Source organism: Halorubrum trapanicum (assembly GCF_002355655.1).
Taxonomy (GTDB): domain Archaea; phylum Halobacteriota; class Halobacteria; order Halobacteriales; family Haloferacaceae; genus Halorubrum; species Halorubrum trapanicum_A.
In genome coordinates, this window is sequence record NZ_AP017569.1 from 1192970 (window position 1) to 1207015 (window position 14046).

Below are 14046 nucleotides of genomic sequence, written 5' to 3' on the forward strand. Positions count from 1 at the left end.
AATTTAAAAGCGGTCGCGAAGCTCCTCGCGGAGGTCGCCGACGTCGAGGTCCTTCATCGCGAACAGCACGAGCAGGTGGTAGACGAGGTCCGCGCTCTCGGCGGTGAGCTCCTCGCGGTCGTCGTCCTTCGCCGCGAGGATCGCCTCCGTCGTCTCCTCGCCGATCTTCTCTAAGACGGCGTTCTCGCCCTTCTCGTGGGTGAAGAGGGAGGCCGTGTACGACTCCTCGGGCAGCTCCGCCTGCCGCGATTCGATGGTGGCGAACAGCTCGTCGAGGACGACCTCGGACGGGACGTCCGGATCCTCGTCGGCTTGGGGGCCCTCGTCGCGCTCGGGGGTCGGACCGTCGCGCTCGGGGTCCGGACCGTCGCCCTCGGTCGGGTCGCTCACGCGACCACCTCCCGCTCGGGGAAGAAGGCGAGGTCGTGGATCCGCGGGTCGTCGGTGAGCTCCGGGTGGAACGCGGTGGCGACCACCGGACCGTCGCGCACCGCGACGGGGCGGCCGTCGACCGTCGCGAGCGTCTCGACGCCGTCGCCCACGTCGTCGATGGCGGGCGCGCGGATGAACACGGCGTGGAAGGGGTCGTCGAGTCCGGCGACCGGGACCCTCGCCTCGAAGGAGTCCTTCTGTCGCCCGAACGCGTTGCGGTCGACGGAGACGTCGACTACCCCCAGCGGCTCGACCCGGTCGTCCTTCGCGTCGGTCGAGCAGACGATGAGCCCGGCGCAGGTCGCGAGGACGGGCTTCCCGCTCTCGACGTGTTCCTCGATCTCGGCGGCGATCCCCTCGCGGTGGATCAGCCGCGAGATGGTCGTCGACTCCCCGCCCGGCATGAGGAGGACGTCGCAGTCGGGGACGATCCCCGCGTCCCGAACCTCGACGACCTCGGCCGTCTCGTCGTGGGCGGCCGCGGCGACCCGGACGGCGGCGGCGTGTTCGGCCACGTCGCCCTGAACGGCGATGACGCCTGCTTTCATACGGATCGGTGGGGCGGGCGCGTGGAAAAAGGGCGCGCTACGCGGTCGGTCGATTCGGGGGCCAGTCCGTCCGCAAAACGAGGGCGGTTCGAGCCTACGCGACCGTCAGCGACAGGATCTGGACGAACACGCCGAAGAGGACGCAGAACGCGACGACCGTCTTGGGGTCGATCGCGATGGCGTTCCGGTCCTCGTTCTCGAAGTAGCGGACCAGTCCCGCGCTGGACATCAGCCCGCCGGAGTTGGAACCACTCATGCCCGGATCTGGGCGGCGCCGGGTTCTAAACGTTTCGTTCGCTGCGCGGGTCGCAGCGGTCGTCACCGCCGCGCGGTCCGCCGGGCGCGGGCCTCCCGTCGTTTCCGTCGGTCTCGGCGGGCCGCGATGACCGCGCGCACACACGAGTGGGAAACCCTTATGCGCGGGCCGGGGATAGTTGACGCCGACTATGACCGTTCGACTGCTGGATTTCCACGCCGAGTGGTGCGGCCCGTGTAAGACCCAAGACCCCATCCTGGAGGAGATTCAGGAGGACCTCGGCGACGCGTTCGAGCTCCAGAAGGTCGACGTCGACGAGGAGCAGGACGTCGCGAACCAGTACCAGGTCCGCTCGCTCCCGACGCTCATCGTCGAGAACGACGACGGCGTCGTCGACCGCTTCGTCGGCGTCACGCAGCGCGAGGACATCGAGGCCGCGCTCAACGAAGCCGGCGCCTAAAGCGGACACCTGACGCCGGTCCTCGCTCGCACCCGTTCTTCCCGCGGCCGCCGCGGCGTCTCGCAACCTTTTACAGCACCGCCCGTCCAGTAGCTGTATGGCCAGTTTCGACGCCGCCGAACGTCGCATGCTCGACCGACAGATCTGTATGCGCTGTAACGCCCGCAACGCCTCCGAGGCCGAGCGCTGCCGCAAGTGCGGCTACACCAAGCTCCGCCCGAAGGCGACCGAGCGCCGCGCCGCGTAATCCGGTCGACCCCGGGCCGATTTCGGCCCTTCTCTCGAGTTCACTCTTTGCCGGCCAGCCGTGCGTGGGCCCCGCTTCGACCGCCGGCCGCGCGTGTGCCTCGCGCCTCCCCAGCCTCGTCGCTGGCGCCATCGGCGCCAGCGACTCCCTCGCGCGTGCGACTCGCGCCCTGCGGGCGCTCGTCGGCACGCGCCGAAGTCGGCGGTCGGTCCCGGCGCTCGCTCGCATTTAAATACGGCTCCCGCTCACTCCTCGGGGTACTTCGGCTCGCGGCGCTCGGCGCGCTCCGTCGCGCGCTCGATCACCTCGCGGACGGTGTCCGGGCCGTCGGCCGCGCGGTAGACGTCGCCGTGGCCGGGGAACATGGCTTCGGTGGTGTCGGGCATGCGGTCGAGGATCTCGTGGAGGCTCTCGATCAGGCGCTCGCGCGACTGGCCGGTCATGTCGGTGCGGCCGAACGAGCCGTCGTCGAAGGCGCCGTCGTTGTAGACGACCACGTCGCCGGAGTAGCACCGCTCCTCGCCGACGAGCGAGACGTGGTCGTCGGCGTGGCCCGGCGTGTGGACGACCTCGCAGGCCTCGCTGCCGACGAGTATCTCGTCGCCGTCCGCGAGCGCGACGTCGCGGCGCGGGTGGTCGGCGTACGCGAACACCCGCGGGTCGAACCGGTCGACGACGGCGTCGAGCTCCCCCACGTGGTCGTGGTGCTGGTGGGTCACGACGAGGCGGTTGAGGCCGTCGACGCCCGCGTCGTCGAGCGCGTCGGCGATCACCTCGTCCACCCCGGGCATCGTTCCGGCGTCGACGAGCGTCGTCGCGTCCCCGGCGACGAGGTACGCGTTACAGGTGAACTCCTCAGCGTCCGCGGTGACGGTGATCGGCTCCATGCCCGTACTCGCTCGCGCAGCGACAAAAGGGTACAGCCGCGGCGCGCGCGGCGTTCGGGCCCCGGGGCGGCGTTTCGGAGGCACCACCGGCCGTGGATTTATTTGACACCCGCTGTTAGTCTCACGCACAGATGGGTTTCGGCAGCTACGACGAGTCCGAACAGGAGAATCAGGACCTGGACGCGGACTTCGACGACGACGACGGTGTCCGGGCTGCCCAGGAGACCCACCAGGGGTCCGTCGACTACGAGCCCGGCGCCTCGAACGACGAGCTTCTCGACCGACTCCAGGAGATCAAGTCCGAGGACGCGTGAGTGACGCCGCCGAGCCGCACGCTCGGCATCGCCTTCTCTGACGCCCGCGACGCGAGCCACGCGGCCGGCGTCGTCGTCCGCGCCGACGGGACGCCGGACGGCTTCGCGTTCGCGACCTGTACCGTCGGCGGGACCGACGCGACCGACGCCGTTCTCGACTGTTGGAGCGCGCTCGACCGCGAGGACGTCCGCCACGTCGCCTGCGCGGGCGTCGCGCCCGCGTGGTTCAACCTCCTCGACCTCCGGCGCCTCCACGAGACCCTCGACCGTCCCGTCTACGCCGTGAGCTACGAGCGGAGCCCCGGGCTCGAACCCGCCCTGCGCGACGCGTTCGACGGCGACGCGCTCGCCGACCGCCTCGCGACGTACCGGTCGCTGCCGCCGCGGGTTCCGGTCGACTCCGCGGACGCGGACGAGGACGTGTCGGACTCCGACGACCCCCGCTTCGTCCGCGCGGTCGGCCTCGACTCCGACGAGGCCGCCGCGGCGGTCAGGGGGCTCACCCGCGACGGGTTCCGGCGCTGCGAGCCGCTCCGGATGGCGGCGCTCGCCGCGAGCGCGCACCGCGAGGCCGTGACGGGCGAGTGAACGCTCCGGACCGACCGACGCTACTTAGACGACCGCGCCCGCAGCGCCTGTATGAGCGAACACGGCGGCGACGGCGCCGGCCTCGACGAGGACCTGTGCGTGCCGTCCTGCGAGCGGTGCCCCGAGCTCGTCGCGTCGCGGAGCCGGATCGTCGACGGGGTCGGCCCGACCGACGCGGACCTGCTGTTCGTCGGCGAGGGGCCGGGCGCGACCGAGGACGAGGAGGGCGAGCCGTTCGTCGGGCGGTCGGGCGACGTGCTCGACGAGGCGCTCCGGGACGCGGGACTCGCCCGCGCGGACGTGCGGATCACGAACTGCGTGCGGTGCCGGCCGCCCGACAACCGAGACCCGACGACCGAGGAGCTGGCGAACTGCCGCGGCTACCTCGAAACGGAGATCGACCGGCTCGACCCGGAGCTGATCGTGACCCTCGGGAAGGTGCCGAGCGAACACCTCCTCGACCGCTCGGTAGCGATCACGTCGGAGTCGGGCGACGTGGTCGACGCGCGCCTCGCGGGCGAGTCGCGGCGCGTCCTCCTCTCCGTCCACCCGGCGGCGACGCTGTACGACCGGAGCCAGCGCGACGGGTTCTTCGAGACGGTCGCGCGGGCGGCGGAGCTGAGCGGCGTCGGAGAACGGGGAGAAGAAGGCGGGGACGGCCAGTCGCGGCTCGGCGAGTTCTGACGCCGGATCAGTCCCGGTCGGACCGGTCGCCGACGCCGAGCCACTTCTTCGCGTCGAACAGGCCGCGGATCGCCTCGACGAGCCCCTTCCCCTCGTGCTCGCCGGGCCGGAGCCGGGCGCGGATGCGCGAGGAGATCAGCTCGATGCCGAGGACGACGATGAACACCATGATCAGCCCGGCCGCGGTCTGCTGGAACTCGAAGAGGTCCTGGCTGTTCCGGATCATCAGCCCGAGGCCGCCGGCGCCGACGACGCCGAGCGAGATGGCGATCCGGGTGTTGATCTCGAGGATGTACAGCGTCCACGCGATGAAGGACCGAGACACCTGACTCAGCATGCCGAAGCTCACGGTCTGGGTGCCCGACGCGCCCGTCGACCGGATCGCCTCGATCGGCCCTTCGTCGATCTCCTCTAAGTCGTCGGTGAACAGGCGGCCGAGGTTCCCGATGCTGTCGGTCGCGATCGCGAGCACCGCCGTGACCTGCCCCGGCGGGCCGATGGGGATGTACAGGAAGATCCAGACGATGGCGGGGATGGCGCGGATGCCGCTGAGGGTGCCCCGGAAGATGAAGTTGAACGGGAACGGCGTGACGCGCTCGCTCCCGAGGACGCCGAGGACGAGCGCGAGCGGGAAGGCGAACACGGTGCCCATGAAGCCGAGGAGGAGCGTCACCAGGCTCGCCTTCACCAGCGACTGCCGCTGCGACTGGAAGCTCTCGATGATGTGCGCGCCGCCGTCGCCGAAGCTCGCGGGGATCGCCCGCAGCCCGGTGATCCCCTGGTCTTTGGTGTAGATAGTGAAGTTCTGGAAGTCCGGCGGGAAGAAGCCGGTCGCGATGAACTCGTACATCCCGGGGAGCCGCCCCGCGACGACGTTCGGCTGGAAGCCGATGAAGCCGAGCCCCCAGTAGGTGACGCCGAGGACAGCGGCGAGCAGCACGCCCCACAGCACGTACTTGAGCCGGCGGAGCCGTTCGAGCGCGCGGAACTGGTCGTCGATCGCCGAGTCGGGCGGCGAGCTCACGCCCGCTCACCTCCGTCGGCGGCGGCGTCGGCCTCGCCGAGCTCGTCGCCGCTCGTGCCGGTCGGAACCGTCTTGCCGCCCTGGGCCTCGCCGTAGTAGATCCGGTCCATCTCGTCCATGGTGAGGTCGTCGGCGTCGCCGTCGAAGATCACCTCGCCGTCGCGGATGCCGAGGAACCGGTCCCCGAACTCGCGCGCGATGTTCACCTGGTGGAGGCTGGTGATCGTGGTGAGGTCCTGCTCGGTCGCCGCCTTCTTGAGGTAGCGCATCACGTCGCGGGCGGCCTTCGGGTCGAGGCTGGCGACCGGCTCGTCGGCGAGGACGATCTCGGGGTTCTGGACCAAGGCGCGAGCGATCCCGACGCGCTGTTTCTGGCCCCCGCTCATCGACTCGGCGCGCTGGCCGGCCTCGTCGAGGAGGCCGACCGTCTGGAGGGCCTCCAGGGCGGTCCGCTTGTCCGCGTCGTCGTGTATCCCGAGGGCGCTCCGGAGGAGTCCGTTCCGGGAGAGCGCTCCCGACAGCGCGTTGCCGAACGCCGTCTTGCTCTCGATGAGGTAGTGTTCCTGGAACACCATCCCGACCCCGCTGCGGTTCCCCTGAAGCTCCTCGCCGCCGATGCGGACGGAGCCCTCGGTGGGTTGGGTGAGCCCGTTCAACACCCGCAGCATCGTCGACTTGCCGGCACCGGAGGGACCGAGGAGGATGACGAACTCCCCCTCGTCGATGGTGAACGACACGTCGTCGAGGGCGACGGTGTCCTCGTCGTATATCTTGCTGACGTTTTCGAATTCGATCGTTGGCATGAGGTGTGGCTTTGTCCGAAAACGGACCAATCGTGTGAAAAGTGATCCGAAGTTAGGGTGGAGAGCGGTGCCCTACTCGCCGAAGATGTCGGTTCCGACGCCGAGCTCGTCGGCGACGTCGATGACGGACTGGTAGTCGTCCTGGGTCGCCTCGCGGACGCGACTGAACCAGAGGTCGTCTTCGGTGCCGTCCTCGCCGTCGGCACCGTAGTAGATGCTGTCCGGCCCCTCCAGGAACGACTCCTGGAGCGCGGACTTCACGTCGTCGCTCAGCTCGGGCGAGACCACGACCGGGGCGCGCGGCAGGCCCTCGTCCTCGTGGAGGGTCGTCGCGACCTCCTGCCACGCCTCCGGCGACGGGCCGGTGCCCGTGTCGCGGACGAACCCGCCCATCGCGGCCGCGTCGACCCGGCCCTGTTCGAGCAGGGTGTACGAGCCGACGTGGCCGCCGGCGAAGCGGGCGTCGAACTCGGCCTGCGAGCCGTTGCCCTCGGGGAGCTCGCCGACGTCGAGGCCCCCTTGGTTCGACATGCTGTACAGCGGGTACAGCGCGCCGCTCGTCGAGAGCCGGTCGGAGAACGCGACCGTCTTCCCGGAGAGGTCGGACAGCTCGGTGATGTCGCTGTCGTTCGGCGTCGCGATGATACTCTTGTAGGTCCAACCGCCGTAGCCGTACCGCTGGAGGATGATCTCCGCGTTCCCGGTCTTCACGCCGAGGGCGGCCGCGAACGGGCCGGTCTCGGCGATGTCCAGCGTTCCCTGGCCGAGAGACTGGATGATGGCGCTGTAGTTGCTTCCGATGGTCCCCTCAACGCTGAGGTCGCTGGGGACGTCGTAGTTCTCCCGGAGGTAGCTCCCGATGTGGTCTTCGAGCGGGGAGTACTGTACGTTGAGGTCTTCCTGCGGCACGGACGGCGAGATGCCGAAGTCGACCGTGCCGTCGCCGCCGAAGGTCATCTCCGGTTCGCTGTCCGACCCGTCGGAGCCGTCGGAGCCGTCCGACCCGTCGGAGCCGTCCGACCCGTCGCCGCCGTCGCCGCCGCTACAGCCGGCCAGTCCAACGATGCTTGCTGCGCCCGCGACCTTGAGGAATTGGCGTCGTCGCTCCATGAGGAGTACATATTGGCGTTCTACTGATCTATCAAAAGTGTTGCTGTTCAAATATACGTACAGGTATATACTGCTCTGTAACCGATCCCGGATAGAAACTGACTTCCACGCAGATGATATATCGGTAACATGGACGAATCTCCAACGGATCGAGAGGTGTCCGTCGCCCTCGTGGACTACGGTCTCGGGAACCTCCGGTCGGCGACCCGCGGGCTGGAACGCGCGGGCGCCTCCGTCGAGATAACGGACGACCCCGATGCGTTCGCGGCCGCGGACGGCGTCGTCCTCCCCGGAGTCGGCGCGTTCCGCGAGGGGATGGAGAACGCCGGCCCCCTGCGCGAGGCGCTGACCGACCACGCCGCGGCGGGCCGCCCCCTCTTCGGGATATGCCTCGGGATGCAGATGCTCCTCACCACGAGCGAGGAGGCGGACCACGAGGGCGAAGGCGAGGTGACGGGCCTCGATTTAGTCCCCGGCACCAACGTCCGGTTCGACGTGGACCGGAAGGTCCCCCACATGGGGTGGAACGAGCTGGAGGTCGCGCGCGACCACCCGATCGTCGACGGGGTTAACGGCGAGTACGCCTACTTCGTCCACTCCTACTACGCCGCGCCGGACGACGCCGACGCGGTCGTCGCCACCGCGGACTACGGCGTCGACTTCCCAGCCGTCGTCGCCAACGAGGCCGGCAACGTGTTCGGCACGCAGTTCCACCCCGAGAAGAGCGGCGAGACGGGGCTGAAGATCCTGCGGAACTTCGTCGACTACTGCGCGGAGCAGTAGTCGGCGACCGCGTTCGCTTTTCTCAGAGTTCGTCGTACGGGCCCGGCTTGGCGGCCGTCAGGCGGTCGACCTGGTCGTCGGAGAGCTCGATCGTCGCGGCCGCGAGGTTCTCGCGCAGCTGGTCGACCGTCCGGGCGCCGACGATCGGCGCGGTGACGCCGTCGCGGTGCGTGAGCCACGCGAGCGCGGTCTGAGCGGGCGAGGCGTCCACCTCGTCGGCGACGGCGTCGAGTTCGTCGTGGACGTCGAAGTTCTCCTCGGTGAGGTACGCCTCCTGGAACCGGCTCGACTCGGCGGCCTTCGAGTCGTCGGGGAGGTCGGCGTCGCGGTCGTACTTCCCGGTCAAAAAGCCCTGCCCGAGCGGGCTCCACGGGGAGACCGCGAGGTCGCGCTGGCGCGCGAACTCCAGGTAGTCCCCCTCGACCTCGCGGTCGACGAGGTTGTACCGCGGCTGGAGTACTTTGAACGGCTCCCACCCCTCGCTCCGGGCGATCTCGTTGGCGCGGGCGACCTTCCACGCGTTCGGACGGAGCGTGGAGGCGCCGAGGTAGTGGACCTTGCCGGACTCGACGAGCCCGTTCAGCGTCTTCATCAGCTCGCGGGCGGGCGTCTCGTCGTCCCAGCGGTGGATGTAGAGGACGTCGATGTAGTCGGTGTCGAGCCGGTCGAGCAGGGCGTCGACGCGGTGCCGGACGTTCTTGCGGTTCGTGCCGCGGCTGTTCGGGTCGCCGTCGCGGATCTGCCAGTACACCTTCGAGGCGACCGTGTACCGCTCGCGGTCGCGCTCGGCGAGCCAGTCGCCGATCCAGCGCTCGCAGTCGCCGCCGCCGTACACGTCGGCGGTGTCGATGTACCGCCCGCCGGCGGCCTCGTAGGCGTCGAGCAGCTCGTGGGCGCGGTCCTCGTCGATCTCCACGTTCCCTTCCTCGGTCACGCGGCCGAACCGCCACGTGCCGAACTGGAGCTCGCTCGTCCGCAGGCCGGTCCGGCCGAGCGGCACGGTTCCCAGGTCGATCTCGTCGAGTTCGGGCGTCATCGCCGAACGGTTGTCGCGGTCGACGCAAAAAGCCTCAGCAACCGGATGCGGTGTGCGAACGCGTCTCTATCGCCGAGGACGGGCGCGGGGGCGATTACTCGCAGGTCACGGCGAAGTCCGCCTCCGTCGCGGCCGCGGTACACACCGGACAGCCGGCGTCGAGTATCGTCTCCCGCATCGCGTCGTTGACCTCGATGGTCTGCGCGCAGTCCGGACAGGTGAAGTGAACGGTGGTCAACGGCTTTTCCTCTCGTTCCCCTCGGACGCGGGCTGCGAACATAAATGGACGGTTCCGGGGCGACGCGGGGCGCCGCCCGCCCCGCGCTCGCCGGCGTCCGCTCACTCGGTCCGCGGGACCGCGTACGCGCCGACCGCGAGGAAGGCGGCCGCGAGCGCGGTCAACACGAGCAGGTCGCCCGCCCACGCGCCGCCCTCGAAGGTTATCGCCCGGGTCCCGCGCGCGAAGTACGTCAGCGGCGAGGCGGCGACCGCCGGCAGGAACCACTCCGGCAGCAGCGACGGGGTGACGAACGTCTCGGAGAGGAACAGCAGGGGGAGCGCGACCGTGTTGCTCGCGGCGATCACGCCGTCCTGCGAGTCCGCGAGCGCGCCGAGGACGGCGCCGAGGCCGCAGAAGAGCGCGACCGCGACCGCGACGAAGAGGGGGAGCGCGGCGAGCGCGGGCGAGACGATCAGCGTCGCGTCCGTCACCGCCAGCACGAGCCCGAGGATGAGCAGGCTCGCGGCGCCGATTATCCCCACGTTGACCAGCGTGTGCGCGAGCAGCCACTCGGCGCGGGAGAGGGGCGTCGTCGCCAGCTTCTCGAACCGCCCCCCGTCGCGGTGGCGCGCGATCTCGGAGCCGACCCGCGACAGCGGCGTGAACAGGACGACGACCGCGAGGTAGCCCGGGATGTAGTAGCCCGCGGGCTCGGCGAAGAGCCCGCCCCCGGTCGGCTGGGTCCGGACCAGCGCGCCGAAGATGACGACGAGGATGACCGGGAAGAAGAACGTGAAGAACACCGCCGTCCGCCGCCGGAGGAACGAGCGCCCCGCCGCGACCGCCTCCGTCCGGATCCGCCCGAGGCGGGTCATCGGTCGCCTCCGTCCGGCGCCGCGTCGTCGGGTGCGCGCCGCCCGTCCGCCGCTGCGGCCGGCGTCGCGTCGGCGACGCCCTCAGGGGCGTCCCCGCCGCGTCTGGTGTACTCCTCGCCGGTGAGCCGCAGGTACACGTCCTCCAGCGACGGCTCCGACCACGAGAGCGAGTCGAACGCGACCCCGGCGCCGTCGAGCGCGTCGACCGCGGCGCCGATGGACTCTGGCCGCACGCCGCGCACTCGGAGCCCCTCGTCGGTCGCCTCCACGGTCGGGTCGGCCCCGAGTCGCTCCCGGACGCCGGCCGCGACGGCCTCGACGACCTCGTTGGTCGCCGGTTCCGCCGTCGCCGCGTCGAGCCGGGGCGCGCCGCCGTGCTCGGCGACCAGCCGGTCGGGCGCCCCGGTGGCGACGACGCGCCCGTCGCGGAGCATGGCAACGCGGTCGGCGAGCCGCTCGACCTCGTCCATCGCGTGGCTCGTGAGGAAGACCGTCGTCCCGCCGGCCGCGAGCCGCTCGATCAGCCGGTGGATCGCCCGTCGGCCGGCGGGGTCGATCCCGGTCGTCGGCTCGTCGAGGAAGAGGAGGTCCGGGTCGTTGACGACGGCGGTCGCGACGCAGGTGCGCCGCTTCTGGCCGCCGGAGAGCGTCTCGTACCAGGCGTCGGCGTCGCCGGCCATCCCCACGTCGTCGAGGACCGCCTCGGTGTCGCGCGCCGCGTCGTAGAGCCCGCCGTAGTAGTCGACCAGTTCGCGGGCCGTGAGCCGCGCGGGCGGGTCGAACGACTGCGGGAGCAGCCCGATCCGGGCGGGATCGACCTCTCTCGGCGGCGCGCCGAACACGCGCAGGTCGCCCTCCGCCTCGGTCGTCCCCGTGAGCGCGCGGACCAGCGTCGTCTTCCCGGCGCCGTTGGGGCCGATGAGCCCGAACACCTCGCCGGCCGCCACGTCGAGGTCGACCCCGTCGAGCGCGTCGACGTCGCCGTACGACTTCCGGACCCCCTCGCCGACGACGACCGGGTCGGCCGCGGGGCCGCCCGGAGTCGCCCCGTCGGCGGGGGCGTCGACCGCCGCGTCGGTCGCTGTCTCGTCCATGCGATCGGATGCGGCCGCGGCGCGCGTAAGGGTTGCTTTTCGGTCGGCCCGGCCCGCTCCGTTACGCATAAGCGACGCGCCGCCGACCCACGGCGTATGCACTACCACGAGGCGGCGGCGTTCCTCTTCGACCTCCGCCGCTTCTCGGTCAAGCCCGGCACGGAGCGGGTCGAGGCGCTGTTAGCGCACCTCGGGGACCCGCAGGACGACGTGCCGTTCGTCCAGATCGCCGGCTCGAACGGGAAGGGGAGCGCGGCGCGGCTGACGGAGTCGGTCCTGCGGGAGGCGGGGCTGTCGGTGGGGCTGTACACCTCGCCGCACCTCTCGGCGCTCGCCGAGCGGGTCCGCGTCGACGGCCGAGAGATGACGGAGGCCGCGGTCGCCGACTTCGTCGCAAAGGTGCGCCCCTGGCTGATCGAGCGCGCGGCCGCCGGCGAGCCGCTCACCTTCTTCGAGGTCGTGACGGCGATGGGGATCCGGGAGTTCGCGCGCCGCGAGGTCGACGTCGCGGTCCTGGAGGTCGGCCTCGGCGGCGAGTACGACGCGACGAGCGCGGTCGACCCCGTCGCGACCGCCGTGACGAACGTCTCATTGGAACACACCGCGGTCCTCGGCGACACGATCGAGGAGATCGCCCGCACCAAGTCTCGGATCGCCCGTCCGGACGCCCCGTTCGTCACCGCCTGCGAGGGCGAGGCGCTCGACGTGGTCCGCGAGGTCGCCGGCGAAGCCGGCGCGCCGGTGACGCGCGTGACCGGCGACGGGGGCGCCGGGCGCTCCGAATCCGATGAGACCGAGGACCCGCCCGCGCTCGCGGCGACCTACGAGGGTCGGGTCAGCGCCACCGACGCCGAGGTCTCGCTCAGCGGCGAGCGCGAGGGGACCTACCGGCTCCCCCTCGTCGGCCGGCATCAGGCCGCGAACGCGGCGGTCGCCGTCGCGCTCGCGGACCGGACCGCGGCGGCGCTGGGGACCGACCTCGGCGAGCGCGCCGTGCGCGACGGCCTCGCGCGGGCGACGTGGCCGGGGCGGTTCGAGGTGGTCGAGACGGCGCCGCTGACCGTCCTCGACGGCGCGCACAACCCCGCGGCCGCCCGCACGCTCGCCGCGACCCTCGACGAGTACGACTACGACGACCTCCACCTCGTGTACGCCGCGATGCACGACAAGGACCACGCGGAGACGGCCGCGGCGCTCCCCGAGGCGGCGACCGCGGTCACCTGTCGGCCCGCCATCGACCGGGCGGAGGACCCCACGGTGCTCGCGGCCGCGCTCCGGTCGGCGGGCGTCGGCGAGGTGACGGCCGGCGACGACGTGACCGACGCGCTCGCGACGGCGGTCGACCGCGCCGACGAGGGGGACTGCGTGCTGCTCGTCGGCTCGCTGTTCGCGGTCGCGGAGGCCCGGGCGGCTCAGATGCGCACGGTCCGGGAGCGGGCCGTTCGGGACGCCGAGGACGCCGAACACGCGCTCGACACGGCCGGGGTCCCGCCCGAGGGCGTCGCGGCCCACCGGGACGGCGTCGACCACCGGGTCCTCACCCTCCGACTGCGCGGCGACCGCGCCGAGCGCGTCGCGAGCGAGGCCCGGGCGGTCGGCGGCGACGCGGCGCTCGGCGGCCTCGGCGCGGGCGAGGACCGCGGGGCGAGCGGCGAGCAGGTCCCGGTCACCGTCGCGGGGACGGTCGCGGAGATCCGGGCGCTCGTCGACCGCCTCGACGCGGCCGACGGCGGCGGGCTCGGGGGGGTGGCGGCCGACCTCGCCGCGGCGGTCGGAATCGAGACCGACGGGATCGGCGGAACGGAAGAGAAGAGCGACGCCGACGAGGCCACCCCCGACTTCCCGTGGAGCGACCGCACCGCGGTGATGGGCGTGCTCAACGTCACGCCGGACTCCTTCCACGACGGCGGGCGCCACGCCGACCTCGACGACGCGGTCGCGGGCGTCGAGCGGATGGTCGACGCGGGGGTCGACGTCGTCGACGTGGGCGGGGAGTCGACCCGACCGGGCGCGGAGCCGGTCCCGGTCGAGGCGGAGATCGAGCGCGTCGTGCCGACGGTCGAGGCGATCCAGTCGGTGCCCGCGGTCGAGTCGGGTGACGTGCTGGTCTCGGTGGACACCCGGAAGCCGGCGGTCGCCGAGGCGGCGCTCGACGCGGGCGCGGACGTCATTAACGACGTGACCGGGCTGGAGGACCCGGAGATGCGGTCGGTCGTCGCCGACGCCGACTGCCCGGTGATCGTGATGCACAGCCTCGACGCGCCGGTCGACCCGGACGCCGACCCCGAGTACGACGACGTGGTGAGCGAGGCGGTGGACGCCCTCCGCGAGCGGCTCGCGCTGGCGGACACGGCCGGCATCGACCGCGACCGCGTCATCGTCGACCCCGGGCTCGGCTTCGGGAAGTCGCCGGCCGAGGACTTCGAGCTGCTCGCTCGCTGCGGGGAGTTCGCGGCGCTCGGCTGCCCGGTCCTCGTCGGCCACTCGCACAAGTCGCTGTACGGCGCGGTCGGGCGCGACGCCGACGACCGCGAGCACGCGACGGTCGCGGGCACCGCGCTCGCGGCCGACCGCGGCGCCGACATCGTTCGGGTCCACGACGTCGGCGAGAACCGGGCCGCGGTCGACGTCGCCGCCGCGGTGAACGGGGCGCTGCGCGACGGAGACGGCGCGGAATGACTCGGA

General features: G+C 71.6%; 18 protein-coding genes. 7 read left to right on the forward strand and 11 right to left on the reverse strand.

All coding sequences use genetic code 11. The annotated features are described in order from the left end of the window. Nucleotides 1–3: 3 nt before the first annotated feature. The 3 genes from hisE to CPZ01_RS05810 all read right to left on the reverse strand — a co-directional run bounded on the left by hisE (nt 4) and on the right by CPZ01_RS05810 (nt 1236). Nucleotides 4–390 (reverse strand): phosphoribosyl-ATP diphosphatase, encoded by a 387-nt coding sequence (gene hisE, locus CPZ01_RS05800; RefSeq protein WP_096393858.1) that lies wholly within the window; start codon nt 388–390, stop codon nt 4–6. Then, entirely contained in the window at nt 387–980 is a 594-nt protein-coding gene (gene pdxT / locus CPZ01_RS05805) for a pyridoxal 5'-phosphate synthase glutaminase subunit PdxT (RefSeq protein ID WP_096393859.1), read from the reverse strand. Before pdxT ends, hisE begins: the two co-directional genes overlap by 4 nt. Before the next feature lie 94 nt (nt 981–1074). Beyond that, complete coding sequence (locus tag CPZ01_RS05810) at nt 1075–1236, reverse strand: preprotein translocase subunit Sec61beta (protein WP_004598786.1); 162 nt, start codon at nt 1234–1236, stop codon at nt 1075–1077. Between the two features lie 190 nt (nt 1237–1426). Between CPZ01_RS05810 and CPZ01_RS05815 the strand changes: the two genes are divergently transcribed. Then, entirely contained in the window at nt 1427–1696 is a 270-nt protein-coding gene (locus tag CPZ01_RS05815; RefSeq protein ID WP_096393860.1) for a thioredoxin family protein, read from the forward strand. Between the two features lie 97 nt (nt 1697–1793). Continuing rightward, a complete protein-coding gene (locus CPZ01_RS05820; protein ID WP_006629440.1) occupies nt 1794–1943 on the forward strand; it encodes a 50S ribosomal protein L40e in 150 nt (49 codons plus the stop codon). A 245-nt stretch (nt 1944–2188) separates the two neighbouring features. On the opposite strand, the gene CPZ01_RS05825 is transcribed toward CPZ01_RS05820, so the two are convergent. Beyond that, nucleotides 2189–2830, reverse strand: coding sequence for an MBL fold metallo-hydrolase (locus tag CPZ01_RS05825; RefSeq protein ID WP_096393861.1), 642 nt, complete (start codon nt 2828–2830; stop codon nt 2189–2191). Nucleotides 2831–2961: 131 nt separating this feature from the next. Here CPZ01_RS05825 and CPZ01_RS05830 point away from each other — a divergent pair, with 131 nt between their 5' ends. Genes CPZ01_RS05830 through CPZ01_RS05840 form a run of 3 tightly spaced genes read left to right on the forward strand, consistent with a single transcriptional unit; the run spans nt 2962 to nt 4416 of the window. Next, nucleotides 2962–3144, forward strand: coding sequence for a DUF5786 family protein (locus tag CPZ01_RS05830; protein WP_007995123.1), 183 nt, complete (start codon nt 2962–2964; stop codon nt 3142–3144). Next, nucleotides 3145–3732 (forward strand): endonuclease dU, encoded by a 588-nt coding sequence (locus CPZ01_RS05835; protein WP_096393862.1) that lies wholly within the window; start codon nt 3145–3147, stop codon nt 3730–3732. 51 nt (nt 3733–3783) lie between these two features. Next, nucleotides 3784–4416 carry a uracil-DNA glycosylase gene (locus CPZ01_RS05840; RefSeq protein ID WP_096393863.1) on the forward strand — a complete coding sequence of 211 codons (633 nt, stop codon included), beginning with the start codon at nt 3784–3786 and terminating at the stop codon, nt 4414–4416. Nucleotides 4417–4423: 7 nt separating this feature from the next. On the opposite strand, the gene phnE is transcribed toward CPZ01_RS05840, so the two are convergent. From phnE to CPZ01_RS05855, 3 genes are all read right to left on the reverse strand, one after another. Then, nucleotides 4424–5440, reverse strand: a complete 1017-nt coding sequence (gene phnE, locus CPZ01_RS05845; RefSeq protein WP_096393864.1) for a phosphonate ABC transporter, permease protein PhnE — start codon at nt 5438–5440, stop codon at nt 4424–4426. Beyond that, nucleotides 5437–6243: a phosphonate ABC transporter ATP-binding protein gene (phnC, locus tag CPZ01_RS05850; RefSeq protein ID WP_096393865.1), complete on the reverse strand. Its 807-nt coding sequence runs from the start codon at nt 6241–6243 to the stop codon at nt 5437–5439. Before phnC ends, phnE begins: the two co-directional genes overlap by 4 nt. Before the next feature lie 72 nt (nt 6244–6315). Then, nucleotides 6316–7353, reverse strand: coding sequence for a phosphate/phosphite/phosphonate ABC transporter substrate-binding protein (locus CPZ01_RS05855; RefSeq protein ID WP_096393866.1), 1038 nt, complete (start codon nt 7351–7353; stop codon nt 6316–6318). Nucleotides 7354–7482: 129 nt separating this feature from the next. On the opposite strand from CPZ01_RS05855, the gene hisH reads away from it, so the two are divergent. Further along, nucleotides 7483–8136 (forward strand): imidazole glycerol phosphate synthase subunit HisH, encoded by a 654-nt coding sequence (hisH, locus tag CPZ01_RS05860; protein ID WP_096393867.1) that lies wholly within the window; start codon nt 7483–7485, stop codon nt 8134–8136. Nucleotides 8137–8158: 22 nt separating this feature from the next. On the opposite strand, the gene CPZ01_RS05865 is transcribed toward hisH, so the two are convergent. The 4 genes from CPZ01_RS05865 to CPZ01_RS05880 all read right to left on the reverse strand — a co-directional run bounded on the left by CPZ01_RS05865 (nt 8159) and on the right by CPZ01_RS05880 (nt 11361). Next, nucleotides 8159–9172 (reverse strand): aldo/keto reductase, encoded by a 1014-nt coding sequence (locus tag CPZ01_RS05865; RefSeq protein WP_096393868.1) that lies wholly within the window; start codon nt 9170–9172, stop codon nt 8159–8161. Between the two features lie 94 nt (nt 9173–9266). Then, on the reverse strand, nt 9267–9410 hold the full coding sequence (locus CPZ01_RS05870; RefSeq protein WP_157745933.1) for a DUF7560 family zinc ribbon protein: 144 nt from the start codon (nt 9408–9410) through the stop codon (nt 9267–9269). Nucleotides 9411–9511: 101 nt separating this feature from the next. Further along, nucleotides 9512–10267 (reverse strand): ABC transporter permease, encoded by a 756-nt coding sequence (locus CPZ01_RS05875; protein ID WP_096393870.1) that lies wholly within the window; start codon nt 10265–10267, stop codon nt 9512–9514. Continuing rightward, nucleotides 10264–11361: an ABC transporter ATP-binding protein gene (locus CPZ01_RS05880; RefSeq protein ID WP_096393871.1), complete on the reverse strand. Its 1098-nt coding sequence runs from the start codon at nt 11359–11361 to the stop codon at nt 10264–10266. The genes CPZ01_RS05875 and CPZ01_RS05880 overlap by 4 nt, the downstream gene beginning before the upstream one ends. 96 nt (nt 11362–11457) lie before the next feature. On the opposite strand from CPZ01_RS05880, the gene folP reads away from it, so the two are divergent. Then, complete coding sequence (folP, locus tag CPZ01_RS05885; RefSeq protein ID WP_096393872.1) at nt 11458–14040, forward strand: dihydropteroate synthase; 2583 nt, start codon at nt 11458–11460, stop codon at nt 14038–14040. Nucleotides 14041–14046 lie beyond the last annotated feature (6 nt).

Bases quoted from the DNA above. Each gene is read 5' to 3' on its own strand.
- pdxT (WP_096393859.1), bottom strand. From the start codon at position 980: ATGAAAGCAGGCGTCATCGCCGTTCAGGGCGACGTGGCCGAACACGCC.
- CPZ01_RS05810 (WP_004598786.1), bottom strand. From the start codon at position 1,236: ATGAGTGGTTCCAACTCCGGCGGGCTGATGTCCAGCGCGGGACTGGTC.
- CPZ01_RS05815 (WP_096393860.1), top strand. From the start codon at position 1,427: ATGACCGTTCGACTGCTGGATTTCCACGCCGAGTGGTGCGGCCCGTGT.
- CPZ01_RS05820 (WP_006629440.1), top strand. From the start codon at position 1,794: ATGGCCAGTTTCGACGCCGCCGAACGTCGCATGCTCGACCGACAGATC.
- CPZ01_RS05825 (WP_096393861.1), bottom strand. From the start codon at position 2,830: ATGGAGCCGATCACCGTCACCGCGGACGCTGAGGAGTTCACCTGTAAC.
- CPZ01_RS05830 (WP_007995123.1), top strand. From the start codon at position 2,962: ATGGGTTTCGGCAGCTACGACGAGTCCGAACAGGAGAATCAGGACCTG.
- CPZ01_RS05840 (WP_096393863.1), top strand. From the start codon at position 3,784: ATGAGCGAACACGGCGGCGACGGCGCCGGCCTCGACGAGGACCTGTGC.
- phnC (WP_096393865.1), bottom strand. From the start codon at position 6,243: ATGCCAACGATCGAATTCGAAAACGTCAGCAAGATATACGACGAGGAC.
- CPZ01_RS05855 (WP_096393866.1), bottom strand. From the start codon at position 7,353: ATGGAGCGACGACGCCAATTCCTCAAGGTCGCGGGCGCAGCAAGCATC.
- hisH (WP_096393867.1), top strand. From the start codon at position 7,483: ATGGACGAATCTCCAACGGATCGAGAGGTGTCCGTCGCCCTCGTGGAC.
- CPZ01_RS05865 (WP_096393868.1), bottom strand. From the start codon at position 9,172: ATGACGCCCGAACTCGACGAGATCGACCTGGGAACCGTGCCGCTCGGC.
- CPZ01_RS05875 (WP_096393870.1), bottom strand. From the start codon at position 10,267: ATGACCCGCCTCGGGCGGATCCGGACGGAGGCGGTCGCGGCGGGGCGC.
- CPZ01_RS05880 (WP_096393871.1), bottom strand. From the start codon at position 11,361: ATGGACGAGACAGCGACCGACGCGGCGGTCGACGCCCCCGCCGACGGG.
- folP (WP_096393872.1), top strand. From the start codon at position 11,458: ATGCACTACCACGAGGCGGCGGCGTTCCTCTTCGACCTCCGCCGCTTC.